The sequence below is a fragment of the Geodermatophilus sp. SYSU D01119 genome (assembly GCF_054049975.1).
Genome location: NZ_JBJGYL010000003.1, coordinates 105,351 through 123,666, shown reverse-complemented (window position 1 = coordinate 123,666; position 18,316 = coordinate 105,351). Strand labels below are relative to the sequence as shown.

Annotated in this window: 17 protein-coding genes; 3 read left to right on the top strand and 14 right to left on the bottom strand. The window is 75.1% G+C overall.

The window, feature by feature from the left end; genetic code table 11:
* Positions 1 to 9 precede the first annotated feature (9 nt).
* Positions 10 to 1,182, top strand: a complete 1,173-nt coding sequence (locus ACI79X_RS03280) for an acyl-CoA dehydrogenase family protein (RefSeq protein ID WP_457023980.1) — start codon at positions 10 to 12, stop codon at positions 1,180 to 1,182.
* A 141-nt stretch (positions 1,183 to 1,323) separates the two neighbouring features.
* On the opposite strand, the gene ACI79X_RS03275 is transcribed toward ACI79X_RS03280, so the two are convergent.
* The 7 genes from ACI79X_RS03275 to ACI79X_RS03245 are packed head-to-tail and all read right to left on the bottom strand — an operon-like array spanning position 1,324 to position 7,299.
* Positions 1,324 to 1,596 (bottom strand): hypothetical protein, encoded by a 273-nt coding sequence (locus ACI79X_RS03275; RefSeq protein ID WP_457023979.1) that lies wholly within the window; start codon positions 1,594 to 1,596, stop codon positions 1,324 to 1,326.
* 29 nt (positions 1,597 to 1,625) lie between these two features.
* Entirely contained in the window at positions 1,626 to 2,672 is a 1,047-nt protein-coding gene (locus tag ACI79X_RS03270; RefSeq protein ID WP_457023978.1) for an isopenicillin N synthase family dioxygenase, read from the bottom strand.
* Positions 2,669 to 3,754 carry an adenosine deaminase gene (gene add, locus ACI79X_RS03265; protein WP_457023977.1) on the bottom strand — a complete coding sequence of 362 codons (1,086 nt, stop codon included), beginning with the start codon at positions 3,752 to 3,754 and terminating at the stop codon, positions 2,669 to 2,671. Before add ends, ACI79X_RS03270 begins: the two co-directional genes overlap by 4 nt.
* Positions 3,751 to 4,596 (bottom strand): ABC transporter permease, encoded by an 846-nt coding sequence (locus ACI79X_RS03260; RefSeq protein ID WP_457023976.1) that lies wholly within the window; start codon positions 4,594 to 4,596, stop codon positions 3,751 to 3,753. Before ACI79X_RS03260 ends, add begins: the two co-directional genes overlap by 4 nt.
* Positions 4,593 to 5,381 (bottom strand): ABC transporter permease, encoded by a 789-nt coding sequence (locus ACI79X_RS03255; RefSeq protein ID WP_457023975.1) that lies wholly within the window; start codon positions 5,379 to 5,381, stop codon positions 4,593 to 4,595. The genes ACI79X_RS03260 and ACI79X_RS03255 overlap by 4 nt, the downstream gene beginning before the upstream one ends.
* Positions 5,382 to 5,383: 2 nt before the next feature.
* A complete protein-coding gene (locus ACI79X_RS03250) occupies positions 5,384 to 6,217 on the bottom strand; it encodes an ABC transporter ATP-binding protein (protein WP_457023974.1) in 834 nt (277 codons plus the stop codon).
* Positions 6,218 to 6,240: 23 nt separating this feature from the next.
* Positions 6,241 to 7,299: an ABC transporter substrate-binding protein gene (locus tag ACI79X_RS03245; RefSeq protein WP_457023973.1), complete on the bottom strand. Its 1,059-nt coding sequence runs from the start codon at positions 7,297 to 7,299 to the stop codon at positions 6,241 to 6,243.
* Between the two features lie 324 nt (positions 7,300 to 7,623).
* Between ACI79X_RS03245 and ACI79X_RS03240 the strand changes: the two genes are divergently transcribed.
* On the top strand, positions 7,624 to 9,762 hold the full coding sequence (locus ACI79X_RS03240; protein WP_457023972.1) for an MMPL family transporter: 2,139 nt from the start codon (positions 7,624 to 7,626) through the stop codon (positions 9,760 to 9,762).
* A 36-nt stretch (positions 9,763 to 9,798) separates the two neighbouring features.
* On the opposite strand, the gene ACI79X_RS03235 is transcribed toward ACI79X_RS03240, so the two are convergent.
* The 4 genes from ACI79X_RS03235 to ACI79X_RS03220 all read right to left on the bottom strand — a co-directional run bounded on the left by ACI79X_RS03235 (position 9,799) and on the right by ACI79X_RS03220 (position 13,702).
* A complete protein-coding gene (locus ACI79X_RS03235) occupies positions 9,799 to 10,836 on the bottom strand; it encodes a lysophospholipid acyltransferase family protein (protein WP_457023971.1) in 1,038 nt (345 codons plus the stop codon).
* Position 10,837: 1 nt separating this feature from the next.
* Entirely contained in the window at positions 10,838 to 11,695 is an 858-nt protein-coding gene (locus ACI79X_RS03230; protein ID WP_457023970.1) for a patatin-like phospholipase family protein, read from the bottom strand.
* Between the two features lie 41 nt (positions 11,696 to 11,736).
* Positions 11,737 to 12,687 carry an NAD-dependent epimerase/dehydratase family protein gene (locus ACI79X_RS03225; protein WP_457023969.1) on the bottom strand — a complete coding sequence of 317 codons (951 nt, stop codon included), beginning with the start codon at positions 12,685 to 12,687 and terminating at the stop codon, positions 11,737 to 11,739.
* A gap of 112 nt (positions 12,688 to 12,799) precedes the next feature.
* On the bottom strand, positions 12,800 to 13,702 hold the full coding sequence (locus ACI79X_RS03220; RefSeq protein ID WP_457023968.1) for a sugar phosphate isomerase/epimerase family protein: 903 nt from the start codon (positions 13,700 to 13,702) through the stop codon (positions 12,800 to 12,802).
* 565 nt (positions 13,703 to 14,267) lie between these two features.
* Between ACI79X_RS03220 and ACI79X_RS03215 the strand changes: the two genes are divergently transcribed.
* Positions 14,268 to 15,149 carry an alpha/beta fold hydrolase gene (locus tag ACI79X_RS03215; RefSeq protein ID WP_457023967.1) on the top strand — a complete coding sequence of 294 codons (882 nt, stop codon included), beginning with the start codon at positions 14,268 to 14,270 and terminating at the stop codon, positions 15,147 to 15,149.
* A 4-nt stretch (positions 15,150 to 15,153) separates the two neighbouring features.
* Here ACI79X_RS03215 and ACI79X_RS03210 read toward each other — a convergent pair whose 3' ends face one another.
* The 3 genes from ACI79X_RS03210 to ACI79X_RS03200 form a co-directional block, all read right to left on the bottom strand.
* Positions 15,154 to 15,825, bottom strand: coding sequence for a hypothetical protein (locus tag ACI79X_RS03210; RefSeq protein ID WP_457023966.1), 672 nt, complete (start codon positions 15,823 to 15,825; stop codon positions 15,154 to 15,156).
* A gap of 200 nt (positions 15,826 to 16,025) precedes the next feature.
* A complete protein-coding gene (gene serA / locus ACI79X_RS03205) occupies positions 16,026 to 17,234 on the bottom strand; it encodes a phosphoglycerate dehydrogenase (protein ID WP_457023965.1) in 1,209 nt (402 codons plus the stop codon).
* Between the two features lie 132 nt (positions 17,235 to 17,366).
* Positions 17,367 to 18,257 (bottom strand): glycoside hydrolase family 26 protein, encoded by an 891-nt coding sequence (locus ACI79X_RS03200; protein ID WP_457023964.1) that lies wholly within the window; start codon positions 18,255 to 18,257, stop codon positions 17,367 to 17,369.
* Between the last annotated feature and the right edge of the window lie 59 nt (positions 18,258 to 18,316).

Below are 18,316 nucleotides of genomic sequence, written 5' to 3'. Positions count from 1 at the left end.
GAGGACGCCGTGCCCGACCCCGCCAGCCTGCACGACCTCGACGCCGAGGAGACGGCGGTCGTCGAGGTCGTCCGCCGGTTCGTCGACCGCGAGGTGCGCCCGGTGGTCCGCGAGCTGGAACACGCCGACACCTACCCCGAGGCGCTCGTCGAGCGGATGAAGGAGCTGGGCGTCTTCGGGCTGCTCGTCCCGGAGGAGCACGGCGGGTCGAACGTGTCGGTGCCGTGCTTCGTCGCGGTCACCGAGGAGCTCGCCCGCGGCTGGATGAGCCTGGCCGGCGCGATGGGCGGCCACACCGTCGTCGCCCGGCTGCTGCTGGCCCACGGCACACCCGAGCAGCAGGCCCGGTACCTGCCGCGGATGGCCACCGGTGAGCTGCGGGCCACGATGGCGCTCACCGAGCCCGGCGGCGGTTCGGACCTGCAGGCGATGCGCACCACCGCGCGGGCCGACGGCGACTCCTGGGTGGTCACCGGGTCCAAGACGTGGATCACCAACGCCCGCCGGTCCGGGCTGGTCGCACTGCTGTGCCGCACCGACCCCGGCGCGCGGCCGGCGCACCGCGGCATCAGCGTGCTGCTGGTGGAGAAGGGGCCGGGGTTCACCGTCTCCCGCGACCTGCCCAAGCTCGGCTACAAGGGCGTGGAGAGCTGCGAGCTGTCCTTCGACGACATGCGGGTGCCGCGCGACGCCGTCCTCGGCGGGGAACCGGGCCGGGGGTTCGCGCAGATGATGCGCGGCCTGGAGATCGGCCGGATCCAGGTGGCCGCCCGGGCGCTCGGCGTGGGCCGGGCCGCGCTGGAGGACTCGGTGCGCTACGCGCAGGAGCGGGAGAGCTTCGGCCGCCCGATCTGGGAGCACCAGTCGGTGGGGAACCTGCTGGCCGACATGGTCACCCGGCTCACCGCCGCCCGGCAGCTGGTGCTGCACGCGGCCCGCCGGTACGAGGCCGGGGAGCGCGCCGACATGGAGGCCGGCATGGCCAAGCTCTTCGCCTCCGAGACCGCGATGCAGGTGGCGCTCGACGCCGTCCGGGTGCACGGCGGCTACGGCTACTCCACCGAGTTCGACGTCGAGCGCTACTTCCGCGACGCCCCGCTGATGATCGTCGGCGAGGGCACCAACGAGATCCAGCGGACCGTCATCGCCCGCGAGCTGGTCCGCCGCTCACCCCTGCGCTGACCGCCCGGCGCTCCCACCCGGCGAGCAGCGCCATCGCCGCCGCGCACCCCCAGCCGGCCACGACGACGGGCGTCTCGACCGGGTCCAGGCCGCCCGGGCGGACCCGCGTCCGCACCGACCGCTCGCTCAGGTAGCCCAGCGTCAGGCCGGCCCCGATCCGGCACAGCACCCACCGCGCGCGGTCGTCCGGTCCGCGCAGCAGCCGCCCGAGCGCCCAGGCCTGCGGCCGAGCAGGTACGGCGGCGCGCTGTAGGCCGTGCCGAACCAGAGCCAGTCGCGCACCAGGTGCTCGGGGCTGCCGGCGAGGAACGGGACGTCGAAGGCGCGCCGCCGCCGCAGCGCGACGGCGTGCCCGGCCGCCTGGGCGGCGAGCTGGGTGGAGGTGACCACCAGGAGAGCGACCGGCCGCGGCATGCCGCCGGACCGTAGAGCCTCCCGGCCGGTCAGGCGCCGCCCTGCGCCGCGAGCACCCGCGCCGCCTCGCGCGCGGCCTCGGGGTTGGCCACACCGGCCCGGGAGCCGGCCAGCTTGGCCCGGATGTGCTCGCCCACGGTGATCGGCGGGTAGGGCGAGCCGTCCCCGACGCAGGTGGGCAGGGTCTCGATGAGCGCGTCGACGTCGCCGTCGTGGAAGAAGGCGGCGCTGCGCCGGCGGGCGATCGTGCCGTCGACGATCGGCGGCTTGACCCGGTGCAGGGTGGACATCCACCGGTCGTTGGTCCAGCGCGCCATGAGGTCGCCGAGGTTGATGAGCAGCGCGCCGTCGGCGGGCATGACGTCGTGCCAGCCGCCGTCGCGCCCGAGCACCTGCAGGCCCGCCACCTGGTCGGCCCACAGCACGGTGACGATCCCGTAGTCGGTGTGCTCGCCCATGCCGGTCAGGTCGCCGTCGAGCTCGAGCGCGCCGGGCTCCAGGGCGTAGTTGTTCATCCGCAGCACGTCGAGGCTGTGGCCGGTGTAGCCGGCGAAGTAGCCGGCCGGCAGGCCGAGCGCGTCGGCGAACAGCGTGGTGAGGGTGCGCGCCACCCGGGCGGCCTCGGCGGAGTAGGCCTCCACCGCCGCGCGGAAGGACGGCGCCTCGGCGGGCCACACGTTCTCCGGGTAGTCGGCCTCGGGCAGGTCCAGGCCGGGGAAGTCGGAGACGGCGGCGCCCACGTTGAACGCCTCGAAGAAGTCGTGCATCCGGTTGGCCGGCGCCAGGCCCAGGCTCAGGCTCAGCGACTCGGTCTTGGGCGGGGCGTAGCCGCGGTTGACCTCCGGCGGGGTCCGGTAGCGCTTCTTCACCTCCAGCGGCAGGGCGAAGAACTCGTCGAGGGCGGCGGCGAACGCGTCGGTGACCGCCTCCGGCACGCCGTGGCCGACCACCTGCACGAAGCCCACGGTGCGGGCGGCCTCGTCGAACGCGGCGGCCGCGGCGGCGCGCTCCTCGGCGCTGCCGCCCCGCACGTAGGGCGAGACGTCGACGGTCGGGACGGTGAAGCGGTTGGTCATGCGGGGTCCTCCTGGGGTGCCGGGGGCGCGTCGGGGGTCGCCGCCACCTGCGCCTCGACGCGGGCGAGGAGAGCGGCCTTGTCGGTGTCGTCGAGCCAGCAGGCCTCGACGGCGTTGCGGGTGAAGCCGGCCAGGCGGTCGCGGCGCCAGCCGAGGGCGTGCGCGAGGACCCGGTAGTCGTGGGTCGGGTCGGTGCCGAACATCGGCGGGTCGTCGCTGTCGATCGTGACGAGCAGCCCGGCGTCGGCCATCTCGGCGATCCGCCGGTGACTGCCGTCGCCGCTGCCGGAGTAGCGGCCGATGTCGGAGCTCACCGGGGTGCAGGTGAACGGCACCCGCTCCCCGGCGCAGCGGGCGGTGAGCTCCGGGTCGTCGACGACGTGGTAGCCGTGGTCGACCCGGCTGCAGCCGAGCTCGTCGAGCAGCACCCGGACGTGGTCCGGCGGCCCGGACTCCGAGTGCGCCGTCCGCTGCAGGCCGGCGCGCGCGGCGAGCCGGTAGGCCTCGACGAACCGCCCGGGCGGGCCGTTCACCTCGGCGTAGTCCAGGCCGATGCCGAGCACCTCGTCCACGCGGTGCGCGACCACCTGCTCGACCAGCTCCACGGCGGCCGCGCCGGACCGCTCCCGGCAGATGCCGACCAGGAACGTGGCCCGGATGCCGGTGTCGGTCTCTGCGTCGCGGGCGCCGGCGAGGACGCCCTCGAGGATCGTCGGGTAGGGCACGCCGGGGTGGCCGGGCGGGCTGAGGTGCACCTCCCGGTAGAGGACGCCGTGGGCGGCGCCGCCGTCGGTGAGCGACTCGTAGGTCACCCGGGCGAAGTCCTCGGGGTCCCGCACGAGCGAGCCGACGACGTCGAGGACGCGGAGGAACTCGCCGAGGTCCTCGTAGCTGGCGGAGTCGTAGAGCTCCTCGGCGGACCGGCCGAGCCGCACGCCGTGCTTGCGCGCGAGGTCGAGCACGGTCCGCGGCGCCACGCTGCCGATGAGGTGGCAGTGCAGGCTGACCTTGGGCAGGGCGGCGACCATCGCGTCGATCGCCGGGTCGGCCGGCGTCGGCGTGGAGTGCACGGTCAGGGTCACCGGGTGCCCTCCGCGCGGCCGAAGCGGCTGAGCACGGCGGCCTCGACCAGCTGCGCGAGCAGGTAGAGCACCAGGGCGGTGATCGTGACGACCACGACCAGCGCCCACACCCGGGCGTTCTGCGAGCGGCCGGCCGCCGAGACGACGGCGTAGCCGATGCCCTTGCCGGTGGCCAGCCACTCGGCGAGCAGGGCGCCGGTGAGCGCGCCGGGCACGGCGATCCGCACCGAGGCGAACAGCGCCGGTAGCGCCGAGGGGAAGCCGACCTTGCGCAGCACCGTGGACGGCGACCCGCCGTAGACCAGCACCAGGTCGCGCATCTGCGGGGTGACCGAGCGCAGGCCGAGCACGATGTTCACCAGCGCCGGGAACAGCACCACGATCGCGCTCATCGTGGCGACGAGGACGTAGCCGCGGCCGACGGCGAGGATGAGGATCGGCGCGAGCGCGATGAGCGGGACGGTCTGCAGCACCAGCGCCACCGGCATGACCGCGCCCTCCAGCAGCCGGTAGCGCACCACGACCGCGGCCAGCACGACGGCGGACAGCAGCCCCGCGACGAAGCCGACGCCGGCGTCGAGCAGGGTCTGCCCCAGCAGGGTGCCGATCTCGGCGCGCAGCTCGGCGGAGTCGTCCTCGCCGAACAGCGTCGTCCACACCTCCGCGGGCGTCTTGCCGACGTAGGGCGAGACGTCGAAGACCCGCAGCAGCACCGTCCACAGCAGGACGACGACGGCGAGCACCAGCACCGCGGTGCCCACCTGGCGCAGCACCGCCCGCAGCAGCGAGCCGGCCCGCCCGGGCGCGGGGGCCTGGCCGGCGCCGGGCAGCACCGCGGTCACGCCGCCGCCCCGCGCGACCACGGGGTGACCAGCCGGCCGACCAGCCCGAAGGCGGCGTAGAAGGCGCCGGCCACCAGCGCGCAGCCGATGCCCACCGCCCACGCCTGCTCGACGTCGACGTTCTGCTGCGCGATCTTGAGCACCAGCGCGACGCCCCGCTGCACGCCCCCGACGTACTCGCCGAGGATCGCCCCGAGGAAGGCCGCCGGCGCCCCGATCCGCAGCGCGGCCAGCAGCGACGGCAGCGCGGCGACCGCCTGCACCTTGACCAGCTGGCGCACCCGGCCGCCGCCGAAGACGCGCACCACGTCGAGGCTGGCGCGGTCGGCCGAGCGCAGGCCGAGCACCGCCCCCACCACGGTCGTGAAGAAGACCGAGAGGGCCGCGAGCGCGGTGGCCGTGCCCGAGCGCTGCCCCTCGTCGGGGTTGCCGATGACGATGAACAGCACCGGCGCGACCGCCACCAGCGGCACGCAGTAGCTCATGACGGCGACCTGCATGAACACCGGCTCCGCGACCGGCAGCAGCAGCACCAGCGAGGCGACGACGAGGCCGGCGAGCGTGCCGTAGCCGAAGCCGACCGCGGCCTCCTGCAGCGTCATGCCGAAGTGCAGCGACCAGAAGCGCCAGCCGCCGTCGACCGCCGCACCCGCCACCCCGCCCGGGGTGGGCACGCGGGCGCCCGACAGCACGGTGACCGCCGCCAGCTCCCACAGGACGAGGAGCGCGACGACGCCGAGCGCGCCGGTGACCAGGGAGCGCGCCGGCCCGCGGGCGAGGGACACGCTCAGTCCCCCGCCGCCGCGGCGCCGCCGAACAGCAGCTCCGAGGCCCGGTCGTGCAGGGCGTGGAACTCCGGCGTGCGCATCATGTCCGGCGTCCGCGGCCGCGGCAGGTCGACGTCGATGACCTCCTGCACGCGGCCGGGCCGCGCGCTCATCACCGCCACCCGGTCGGACAGGAAGATCGCCTCCGAGATGCCGTGGGTGACCATGAGCGTGGTCGCCGGCTTCTCCGTCCAGATGCGCAGCAGCTCGACGTTCAACCGCTGGCGGGTCATGTCGTCCAGGGCCCCGAACGGCTCGTCGAGCAGCAGCACCGACGGCCGCACCACCAGCGCCCGGGCGATCGACACCCGCTGCCGCATGCCGCCGGACAGCTGGGCGGGCTTCGCCTTCTCGAACCCCTCCAGGCCGACCAGCCGGATGAGCTCGGCCACGAGCGCGTCGTCGGGCCGCTGCCCGGACACCTCGAACGGCAGCCGGATGTTGGACAGCACCGACCGCCAGGGCAGCAGCGCGGAGTCCTGGAAGGCGATGCCGAGGTCGTGGTCGCGGCGCAGCTGCAGCGGCGTGCGCCCGTCGACCAGCGCCGATCCCGACGTCGGCTCCTCCAGGCCGGCGAGGATCCGCAGGATCGTGGACTTGCCGCAGCCCGACGGCCCGAGCAGGGACAGGAAGCTGCCCCGGTCGGTCCACAGCGTGGCGTCCTCCAGGGCCTGCACCGTGCGGCGCCCGACCCGGAAGGTCTTGGACAGGTGGTCGATCCGCACGCCGGTGCCGGTGGAGCCCACGGCCCCACCGGCACCGGCGCCCGTCGACGTCGTGACGACGTCGGTCATGTCGGGTCTCCCGGACGGGTCGGTCAGGCGGGCAGCTCGGCGAGCTCGGGCTTCTCCTCGAGCAGCTGCTCGAGCAGCGACAGGTCGAAGAGGTCCTCGGCCTCGATGTCGATGCCGGCGGCCGCGAGCGTGGCCATGTTCTGCTCGATCAGCTCGTCGGTGATCGTGAACAGGCCGTTGGCCTCGACGTCGGGCGTGACGATCAGTCCGGCCTGGACCTCCGACTGCTCGAGCTCCTTGGCCATGTCCAGCTGCAGGTCCGCGCCGTACTCCTCCACCGCGAGGCGGGCGCCCTCGGCCGGGTCGGCCAGCGCGTCCTGCCAGCCGCGGATCTCGGCCTCCAGGAAGGCCATCACCCGCTCCGGCTCCTCGGCGATCATGCGGTCGGTGGTGATGACCGACTCGGCGACGAAGGGCAGCCCGTTGTCGGCGAAGGGCAGGTTGGTGACCTCGATGCCCTGCGACTGCACGGTGATCGACTCGTTGGTGAGGTAGGCGAGGAACCCGTCGACCTCGCCGTCGATGAGCGGGGCCGGGTCGTACTCGACCGGCACCTTCTCGACGTCGGCCGGGTCGATGCCGTTGACCTCGAGCAGGGCGTCGAACAGCGTCTCGTTGCCGCCGGCCTGCACGCCGATCCGCTTGCCCACCAGGTCCTGCGGCGTCGCGATGTTCCCGCCGTCGGCCAGGGACAGGATGGTGAACGGGTTCTTCTGGAACTTCGTGCCGACGATCTTCAGCGGTGCGTCCTCCTCCGCGATGACCTGCGCGGTGGAGACGGCGTTGCTCAGGCCGAAGTCGGCGTCCTCGGTGGCCACCAGGGTCTCGATGGCGCCCGGACCGGGGTCCATCGTCACCGAGGTGAAGCCGACGTCGGTGTAGTGGCCGTTGGTGTCGGCGAAGAACTCGCCGGCGAACTCGGCGTTCTTGATCCAGGACAGCTGCAGGGTGAGCTCGCCGAGGTCCCCGCCTCCCTCACCGGCGGCCGCGGTGGGCTCGTCCCCCGACCCGCAGGCGGTGAGCGCCAGGACGGCGGCGATCGACAGGGCTCCGGCGCGCGCGGCGCGGCGGGGGAAGGGCATGCGGCTCTCCGTCTCTCGGCGGGGCGCCTCAGCCGGCGCCCGCTCGCGACGGAAGCTAGGAGCGGGTCGTTTCGCGGCCGGACGCGCGGCGTTTCGAGACGGTTAAGACGCGCACCACCCCGGCGGGGGCCCGGTCCCGGATCGGCCGGCGCCCCTCCGGCCACCCTCCGGCCGCGGTGCCGTCACGCCCCGTGACACGCGCCGGGCGGGGCGCTCCGACGCCGGGAAACCCGGTGACGGGCGGAGACGCCCGTCGCTAGCGTCCGGCTCGCATCGTCGCCGTCCGGGGTGCGGGGGACCCGGCTCCACCGGAGGGGCCCACCCATGGGCAGGTCGTTCGCGTCCCGTGTCAGCCACCCGCGCCTGAAGTGGGTGGTGCTCGTCGTCTGGCTCGTCCTCGCCGCCGTCGCGGCCCCGCTGGCCGGGCGGCTGACCGACCAGCAGGAGAACGACGTCGCCGCCTGGCTGCCGGCCGAGGCGGAGTCGACCCGGGCGCTGGAACGGCAGACCGAGCTCGGCTCGGACCCCGACCTCATCCCCGCCGTCGTCGTGTACGAGCGCACCGGGGGGCTCACCGCCGAGGACAGGGCCGCCGTGCAGGCCGACGTCGAGGCCCTCGGCCGGCTCGACGAGCTCGACGGCGAGGTGCTCGGCCCGATCCCGTCCGAGGACGGGCAGGCGCTGCAGCTGGTCGTGCCGCTGAACGTCGGGCCCGACGGCTGGGAGGCGATCGCGCCGGTCGTCGACGGCATCCGCGCCGAGGTCTCCGACGGACCGGACGGCCTGGACGCCTACGTGACCGGCCCGGCCGGCAGCGCGGCCGACTCGTCGGAGGCCTTCGCCGGCATCGACGGGACGCTGCTGTTCGCGGCCCTCGGCGTCGTCGTCCTCATCCTGCTGCTCACCTACCGCAGCCCGGTGCTGTGGGTCCTGCCGATCTTCTCCGCGGTCATCGCGCTGTTCTGCTCCCAGGCCGTCGTCTACCTGCTCGCCCGGTACGCCGACCTGACCGTGAACGCGCAGAGCGCGAGCATCCTCACCGTGCTGGTCGTCGGCGCCGGCACCGACTACGCGCTGCTGCTGGTCGCCCGGTACCGGGAGGAGCTGCGGCTGCACACCGACCGGCACGAGGCGATGACCGAGGCCGTGCACCGGGCCGGGCCGGCGGTGCTCGCGAGCGGCGGGACCGTCGTCCTCGGCATGCTGTGCCTGGTCGCGGCCGAGATGAACTCCACCGCGGGGCTGGGCCCGGTCGCGGCGATCGGCGTCGCGGTCACCCTCGTGGTGCTCATGACGCTGCTGCCGGCGCTGCTGGTGATCTGCGGGCGCTGGGTGTTCTGGCCGGTGCGCCCGGCCTTCGGCAGCGCCGAGCCGAGCGCGACCGGGTTCTGGGCGCGGGTGGGCGCGGCGATCCGGCCGCGACCGCGCGTGACGTGGGTGGTCACGAGCCTGCTGCTCCTCCTCGCCTGCACCGCCGTGTTCCGCCTCGACCCCAGCGGCCTCACCCAGGCCGAGAGCTTCCGCGGCGAGCCGGAGTCGGTGCAGGGCGACGAGGCGGCAGCCCGCCACTTCCCCGCCGTCGCGGGCAACTCCGTCCTCGTCGTCACGACCGCCGACTCCGCCCCGGAGGTCGCCGACACCGTCGCCGCCGACGACGGCATCGCCGAGGTGCGCGAGCCGCAGGTCGTCGGGGACGACGCGCTCGTCGAGGCGTCGCTGTCCGACCCGTTCGACAGCCCGGCGGCCGCCGACACCATCGAGCGGCTGCGCGGCGCGCTGGACGACGCCGGCGACGGGCAGGCGATCGTCGGGGGCAACACGGCGCTCAACCTCGACGTGCAGAACGCCTCCCAGCGGGACAACCGCGTGGTCATCCCGCTGATCATGCTCGTGGTGCTCGCCGTGCTCGGGGTGCTGCTGCGGGCGGTGGTGGCGCCGCTGCTGCTCATCGCGACCGTGGTCCTGTCCTTCGGCGCGGCCCTCGGCCTGAGCGCGCTGCTCTTCGACGCGGTGCTGGGCGTCACCGACACCGACAGCTCGTTCCCGCTGTTCGTCTTCGTGTTCCTCGTCGCGCTCGGCATCGACTACAACATCTTCCTGATGACCCGGGTCCGGGAGGAGGCCGTCGACCACGGCACCCGGCGGGCCGCGCTCGTCGGCCTGGCGGCCACCGGCGGGGTGATCACCTCGGCCGGGCTGGTGCTGGCGGCCACGTTCGCGGTGCTCGGCACCCTGCCGCTGACGTTCCTCACCCAGCTGGGCATCGCCGTCGCGCTGGGCGTGCTGCTCGACACGATCATCGTGCGCTCGGTACTGGTCACGGCGCTCACGCTCGACGTCGGCCGGTGGATGTGGTGGCCCTCCCGGCTGGCCCAGCGGCCCGACGAGCGCCCCGACGAGGCCGACGTGCCGCCCGGCGGTGCGGCCGTGCCCGCCGAGCCGGGCACGGCGGTGCGCACCTGACGCCCGCGCGGCCGGCGGGACTCCCCCGCCGGCCGGTCAGCGGCCGGTGTCCTCGGCCGCCGAGGTGGTGGTGATCCAGGCGTCGATCGTCTCCCACCAGCGGTAGAGCCAGTCGGTGAGCTCGGCCTCCCCGCGCGGCACCTCGGCGGCCGGGACGAACCACCAGCGCAGGTGCAGCGTCTTGTCCATGGGCAGCTCGCGCCAGACGTCGCGGACGCTGTCGAGGTGCTCCAGGCCGGTGTGCGCGACCAGGACGACGTCGGCGTGCGGTGCCGCCTGCAGCGCCGCGACGACGCCCCCCGGGCGCGGCGGCAGTACGTGCCGCATGGCCTCCGCGCGGCGGGCCGCCGCCACCAGGCCGCGGTCGCGCAGCCGCTGGATGGCCCGGAGCCGCCGTCGCGGGGTGGCGTTCGCGCCCTCCGGGAAGATCAGCAGCGCGTCCTCCTCGCCCAGGTCGCGGGCGAGGTCGGCGATCGCCCGCTCCGCGCGCTCGCCGGCCCCCGGCCCGGCGGAGACGAAGGAGTTGGGCAGCCGGTTGAGGAAGGTGTCGATCAGCGGGTCGAGCTGGAGGGTGTCCTTGAGGACGATCCGCGGCTGGCGCAGGTGGTCGCGGTTCATGAGCGTGTTGACCAGCAGGAACGAGTCGCCCGGCCCGGCGTGGCGGGAGAGCACGACCATCGCGTTGGTCGAGCCGGGCACGCCGTCGTCCAGCGGTGACCAGGACTCGCCGTCGGTGACCAGCCGCAGGGCGAACAGCCGCTGCGCGGCGCGCATGACGGCGTCGAGGAGGACCCGCAGGACGGTGTAGTGCGCCGCCCGCCACCGCCGGCCGCGCACCCCGCGGGCGAGGCCGCTCGCTGCCCAGAGCACCGCGGCGGCGGCCAGCCCGGCCACCTCCATCGCGAGGTACACCAGGCCGAAGGCGAGCAGCCGCAGCGCCCGCAGCCGGCCCGGCAGGAAGAACGAGGCCACCAGCGCGACGACGGCGAGCACCGGCAGCAGCACGACGCCGAGGACCAGCAGGGCGAGCAACAGCGGGCCGGCGACGCGGCGCACGGGGCGGGGTGGCAGCACGTCAGGCCTCCCCGCCGGCGGCGCGCGCCAGGTGCCCGGCGGCGGCGGCGCGGGCGCGTTCGATGCGGGCGGGCACGGCCGAGAAGTCGCGGTAGCGCAGGTTGGCCGCACCGGGCGGGGCGTCGTCGCCGGCGGGCAGCACGTGCACCGTCACCCCGGGCGGCAGGGCGGCGAGGTCGGCGCTGTAGCGGTGCCGCCGGGCGATCTCGAAGGCCACCGTGGCCACCTCCCAGGGCCGGGTGGGCGGGCGCAGCGGGCGGTCCACCCGGCCGACGTGCAGCACGTAGACCGTCCGCGCGCCCAGGGCGACGGCCCGGCCCACCGGGATGCTGTGCACCAGCCCGCCGTCGAGGTGGTGCTCGCCGTCGATCTCCACCGGCGGCAGCAGGCCGGGGACGGCGCAGGAGGCCAGGACGGCGTCGACCAGCGGGCCCTCGCTGAACCACCGCTCGGCGGCCCGCTCGATGCTGGCCGCGACGCACTGGAACGGCACCCGCAGCGCGGCGAAGTCGGCCGGCAGGGAGGACTCGAGCAGCTCGCGCAGCGGCTCCCGCGGGTGCAGGTGGGTGCGGGTGCGCACCAGCGTGCCGACGCGGGCGGCCACCGATCCGGCGAACACCCGCTTCGACGCCAGCTCCTCCCAGACGGCGCGCAGCCGGCCCACCGCGTCGGGCGTGGGGTCGGCCGCGACGAAGGCGCCGTTGACCGCGCCGACCGAGGTGCCCACGACGAGGTCGGGCCGGACGCCGGCGTCGAACAGCGCCTGCAGCATGCCCACCTCGGCCGCGCCCAGCACTCCCCCGCCGCCGAGGACGAAGGCGGTGTCGCCCGGCTCGGCCGGGGGCTCGGTCGGGGCCACGGCCGCATGCTGCCACCCGCGCCGCGGCACGGGCGGACCGGCTAGGGACCGCCGCGCAGCCAGGCGAGGGTGCGGCGCACACCCTCGGCGTAGGGGGTCGGCGTCAGCCCGAACGCCCGGGCGGCCCGGCTGCCGTCCACCACGAACGGCTGCTCGAACTGGTAGACCATCTCGGCGCCCTCGCGCGCCAGGGGCAGCACCCGGCCCAGAGCGCGGATCCGGGCGCTGCCGTGAGCCGTCAGCCGCGGGCGGGTGCCCGCCTGACGGCAGGCCTCGGCGGCCAGCGCACGCCCCGTCGTCGGGGCCGGGTGCGGCACGTGCCAGACCGCGGCGTCGGACGTGTCCCCCGCCCCGGCGGCTGCGAGCGTCGCGGCGAAGTCGTCGATCAGGGTGGGGGTCAGCGGCAGGTCGGGGTCACCGATCCACTGCACCGGCAGGCCGCGCAGGGCCGGCCGGAAGACGTTGCCGGCGACGAGCGAGCGCACGCCGGGCCCGTACAGTTCGCCGGCCCGCACGATGCTGACCTGCAGGCGCCCGGCCGCGGCGGCGTGCAGCATGCGCTCGGCGAGCCAGGCGCGCAGCACGCCCTTGGGGCTGACCGGGCGCCACGGGGTGTGCTCGGTCATCGGGCCGTCGACCCGGCCGTACATCCAGGTGTCGTCGGCGTAGACGAGCCGGGCGCCGATCCGGGACGCGGCCGCGACCAGGGCGTCGGTGACCACGGGGAAGCCGCTGGTCCACCGGGACAGCACGGGCATGACGCAGTGGTGGACGGCGTCCGCCCCCCGGCACGCCCTTGCCAGCGCCGCGGCGTCGGTGGCGTCGGCCGCGGCGAGCTCTACACCCGGCGAGCCGACGTCCCGGCCGTCCCGGGTGACCGCGCGGACCCGGTGTCCGGACGCGTGCAGGTGCGCGACCAGCCTCCGGCCGGTGGCTCCCCCGGCCCCGACCACGGCGTGCACCCGCGGACGTGCCGTGACGTCGAGGTCCATGCCTGCTCCCTGGGGGCCGGTGCCGGGCGGGGTGTGCAGTGTGCGGCCCCGGACGCGCGAGGGGGCGGCCCCGGTACCCGGGACCGCCCCCGACGAGCGGAGTGCAGGTGCGTCAGTAGGTGGTGCAGGTGAGGTAGGCGAGACCCTCACGTGCCGCCTGGAACGGGTCGAAGGTCCCGTCGCCCCAGCGGGGGTCGTGCTCGACGACGAAGTACCGGGTGCTGCCGCCGCCCGCCGCGAAGATCGACGGGAAGTCGATGTTCCCGCGGCCCACGATCTCGATCCGCCGGTTCAGGTCCGGGTTGAGGTCCTTGACGTGGAACAGCTGGATCCGGTTGCCGTACTCCTCGACCACGTCGACCGGGTCGAGGCCCGCGTAGGACACCCAGTACAGGTCGAGCTGCGAGACGACGTTCTTCGCCTGGGTGTGCTGCATGAGGATGTCGAAGGCGGTGCGGTCACCGAAGACGCGCGTGAACTCGAAGTCGTGGTTGTGGATCATCAGCGTCTGGCCGGCCTTGCGGGCCTGCTCGCCGACGGCGTCGAGGTACTGCGCGTAGGCGACCCAGTCGGCCTCGGTCGGCAGCGGCTGCGTCCACGGGGCGCCGGCGCTGCTGCCGGAACCGAAGTACTTGATGCCGAGGACGCGGTTGTCCTCGATGATCTGCGCGATGTCGGCCGGGGCCGTGTGCGTGCCGACGTCCACGTGCCGGGCCGACGCCTTGAGCCCGTACTCGTCGAGCAGGGCCCGGTACTCCTCGGCGGTCCAGCCGCTCAGCGTGTACGGCTCCACGTTGCGGTAGCCCATCTCGGCCAGCCGGCGCAGGACCTCCTCGTGGCGCTCCTGCGACGAGCCGATGTAGCCCGCGAAGGTGTACAGCTGGATGGAGATCTTGCTCAGCGGCACGCCGCGACCGGCGCAGTCGGACGCGGCCGGGGTGCTGGTCGGTGGCGCGGCGGTGGCGGTGCCGGCCAGCCCGACGAACAGCACGGCGGACAGGGCGGCCAGGAGCACGGCGCGTGCCGTGGACCGGAGACTTCTCTTCACCTCGGGTGGATCCCTCTCGACGGGTGCAGCGGTGCACGTCGTCGCTCGCGGAGTCGCCGTCCCGCGTCCCGGGCACCTCCACCGAGGCGCCCGGGACGCGGGTCGTCGTCCCCGTCCGCGAGTGGGGCTGTGCCCCACGTCACCGAACCTAGCGACACTTGTGCTCGGTGGAAAGCAGAAGTTGGTCAGCGCGGTGCAGAACCGCTCCCCGATCCGTGACCGGCCGACTCCGTCCCGACGCCGTGACCAGGGTGAGGGTGCTCACGGCCGGCGCGAGGGTGCGGAGGAGGTCGGCCCGCAGCAGGCGGTCGACCGTCTCCTCGGTCCGGCCCTCGCGGTCGAGCCGGTCGTGCAGGGGGGGCGCCCGGAGGACGGTCGAGGCGACCGGCACCAGCCCGGCCGCCCCGCGCCCGGGCCTGTTCAGGGCACCGTCCCGGCCGCCTGCGGACGCGGCGGTGTCCACCCGGTGCGAGCCGGACCGGGCCGGCCCGGATGATCGGTGGACCGACCGGACCACCCCGAGGAGTCGCCCATGTCCGCCGCCACCGAGACCGGCGTCGCCCCCGCCTGGTTCGCGGCCGCGCTGGCGCAGGCGCCCGAGCGGCGGGAGGTCGAGGTCGACGGCACGCCCGTGCGCTACCGGGCGTGGGGCGAGGCCGGGCGTCCCGGGCTGGTGCTGGTGCACGGCGGCGCAGCCCACTCGGGCTGGTGGGACCACGTCGCCCCGCAGCTGCACTCGCACCGGGTGGTGGCGCTGGACCTCAGCGGGCACGGCGACAGCGGCCGGCGCGCCGCCTACGACATGGCCGGCTGGGCCCGCGAGGTGGTCGCCGTGGCGGACGCCGAGCGGCTGGACCGGCCCGTCGTCCTCGGGCACAGCATGGGCGGCTGGGTGTCGCTCGTCGTCGGCGTGGAGCACCCGGACGCCGTCGCGGGCGTCGCCGTCATCGACTCGCCCCTGGTGCGGCGGCCGCCGGAGGAGGAGCAGCTGCGCGAACGGCGACGGCCGCACCGCACCTACCCGACCGTCGAGGAGGCGGTCGGGCGCTTCCGTACCGTCCCGGCCCAGGACGTGCTGCTCCCGTACGTGCGCGCGCACGTGGCGGCCGACTCGCTGCGCCGGGACGGTGACGGGTGGACCTGGAAGTTCGACCCCCGGCTGTGGGGCTCTCCGCCGCTGCTCACCGAGTTGCTGCCGCGGCTGACCGTCCCGGCCGCGCTGTTCCGCTGCGAGAAGGGGCTGGTGGACCCGCGCATGGCCGCCGAGATGGCGGCCCTGGTGCCCGCCGGCCTGCCGGTCGTCGACCTGCCGGACGCCGGGCACCACCCGATGCTCGACCGCCCGCTCGCGCTGGTGACCGGGATCCGGACCCTGCTCGCGTTCTGGCCGCACCGGGAGCCGCTCCCCCGCTGAGGGGTCAGTCCAGGCAGTAGGTGGTGACCTGCGCCGAGCCGACGTCCTGGCGGTCGTAGACGGCGACGAACTCCTGCGCGCGGGCGGCGCTGTCGAAGTAGACGGCGACCCGGGAGTCGGCGGGGTCGAAGCCGAGCTGCTCGGCGGCGCCCCGGTCGCAGGACACCGACCCGACGCCGGAGCCGGTGTAGCCGAGGAACCCGGCGTAGGACGCGGTCTCGCCCAGCTCGTGCAGGTCCCACTCGGAATCCGGCGAGCCGACCGCCAGGTAGACCGCCCAGACGCTGCTGCCCTGCGCCGGGACGACCTCCTCGGGCCAGACGACGGCGGGCGGCTCTTCGGCGGGTGGCTCCTCGGCGGGCGGCACATCGGATGGCGGCTCCGCCGGGGGCTGCCCCTCGGGCGGCCCGCCGGGCGGCTCGAGAGCGGGCTCGGCGGTCGGCTCCGTCTCCGGTGGGCCGGCGTCCGGCTCCTCGGCCACCGGCTCCTCCGCCGGCTCCTCGGCCACCGGCTCCTCCGCCGGCTCCGTCGTGGGGGCGGCGGAGGCGAGCGGGCGGTCGTCGGCGGCGGGGACGACGTCGCCCCCGTCGGCGCCGCCGCAGCCGGCGAGGAGCACGGCGGCGGTGAGCAGCGAGGACGCGAGAGCGGAGCGGGACACGAGGGCGGAGCGGGACACGGCTGGCCTCCTGGGTCGACGGGAGGCACGAGGGTCCGTGGACACGTCCGCGGTCGCCGCGCCCCGGCGTCCGCAGGACTGACGAGCCCGACGGGCCGCCGTGGGCGACGACTGCCGGAAACGCCGCCCCGGCCGACGGCGACACGGTCCGGGCTGCCGCTGGGTCAGCGGACAGCGACGGCCGGTCACCGCCGTGGGGGTCAGCCCTCGCGGCGCCCGAAGGTGGTGAGCCGCACGCTCTCCGGCAGTGCCTCGAGCGCCTTGACGAGCTCCGCCGGCAGCTCCTCGCTGACGTCGGTGACCGCGTAGCCGAGCTCACCGCGGGTGGCCAGCACCTGCCCGTCGACGTTGAGCCCGTGCTCGCCGACGAGCGCGTCGACCCGCGCCAGCACGCCGGGCACGTTGCGGTGCAGCAGCGCGAACCGGTCGGCCGACGAGCCGTGCAGGGCGACGGTGGGCAGGTTGACGCTCAGCGTCGTCGTGCCGGCGCCGGTGTAGTCGACGAGCTTGCCGGCCACGAACCGCCCGATGTCGTGCTGCGCCTCCTGGGTCGACCCGCCGACGTGCGGCGTGAGGATCACGTTGGGCAGCCCGCGCAGCACCGACGTGAACGGGTCGCCCTGCTCGCGCGGCTCGTCGGGGAAGACGTCGACGGCGGCACCGGCGATGTGCCCGCTGAGGATGTGCTCGCGCAGCGCCTCGTGGTCGACGACGAAGCCGCGGGAGAGGTTGAGGAACAGGCTCCGCCGGCGCATCCGGGCGAACTGCTCCGCGCCGAACATGCCCGCGTTCCCGGCCCGCCCGTCGACGTGCAGCGTCACCGTCTCGGCCCGCTCGAGCAGCTCCTCGAGCGTGTCGCAGCGCTCGGCGTTGCCCAGCGCGAGCTTGTCCTCGAGGTCGTAGAACAGCACCCGCATGCCCAGCGCCTCGGCGAGCACCGACAGCTGGCTGCCGATGTTGCCGTAGCCGACGATGCCGAGCGTCCGGCCGCGCACCTCGTGGCTGCCGGACGCCGACTTGTCCCAGGAGCCGGCGTGCAGCGCGCGGTCCCGGTCGACCAGGCGGCGGGCCAGGATGATGATCTCCGCGATCGCCATCTCCACCACGCTGCGGGTGTTGGAGTAGGGCGCGTTGAACACCGCCACCCCGGCGCCGGCCGCGGCGCGCAGGTCGATCTGGTTGGTGCCGATGCAGAACGCCCCGAGACCGACCAGGCCGGGGCGGGCGGCGAACACCCGCGCGGTCACCTGCGTCTTCGAGCGGATGCCGAGGAGGTCCACGCCGTCGAGGGCGGCGACGAGGTCGTCCTCGTCCAGCGCGCCGCGCAGCGACTCGACCTCGTACCCGGCCGCGCCGAGCAGGTCGGCCGCCACCGGGTCGATGTTCTCCAGCAGCAGGGCTCTCCGCACGACGACGAGTATCCCCGACGCCCCCGGGTGCCCCGGACGGCGACCGTCAGGGGACCCCGGACCGCCGCCGGAGAGCCGGCCGATCGAGCGCCCGCAGGCCTGCCCGCTCGGCACGGTCCGGGACCGCCGGGGTCACCGGGGTGCGCGCGCCAGGTAGCGGCGGTTGGTCCGGAGGGTCTCCTCGTCGGAGTCCAGCCGCCAGTCCTGCTCCTTGGCCTCGTGGAAGAAGGCGACCTGGGTGAGCCGGGGGAACCTGCGGGACCGGTAGAGGGCCTCGTACCAGCCCGCCTTGCCGGGGTGCGCGGCGCAGCCGAGCTCCCCGACCATGAACTCGGCGGTGGGGTGCAGCGCCGTCAGCCGCCGGTACATGGGGTCGAGGAGCTCCTCGGCGGTGACGTCGGGCGAGCCGGCGGCGTCCCAGCCCCAGTTGTAGCCGTCGACCCCGACCACGTCGACCCACTCGCTGCCGGGCCAGTAGTCCTCGACGGGCACCCCGCCGACGTCCTCCGCGTTCGCGCAGAACATGAAGGTGACGTTGGCGGCGCCCTGTCCGCGGGCGATCCCGACGATCCGGCGCCAGGCCTCCTGCCACTGCCCGGTGCTGGTCACCGCGTCCCCGTCGTGCGCGACCGACCAGGGGTACCAGTTCCCGTTCGCCTCGTGCAGCAGCCGGACGACCACCCGGCCGGGATAGGTGCGGGCGCCGTCGAAGTACCGCCGGAAGTAGTCGTCCCTCTCCCCCGCCACGACGTCGGCCAGGCGGGTGTCCCACGCCTCGAGGCAGACCATGCAGTCGTAGGGATCGGCCCGGTCGAACCCGGCGATGCCCTCCGCGATCGCGGTGTCCCACGGGTCGAGCGCCTGGAACCAGGAGAACACCGGCAGCGCGGCGCCCAGCCGCGCCTCGAGCGCGCGGTGGTCCTCGACCGGTCCGCCGCCGGTCGCCGCCCAGGCGCCGAACCGGCACCGGGTGACCAGCTCCGGGACGTCGTCGTCCCGCAGCAGGCCACGTCCGAGGGGCACGGCCGCCAGCACGGGAGCGGCCGCGAGCAGCGACAGGACGCGTCGCCGCGTGACTCCCC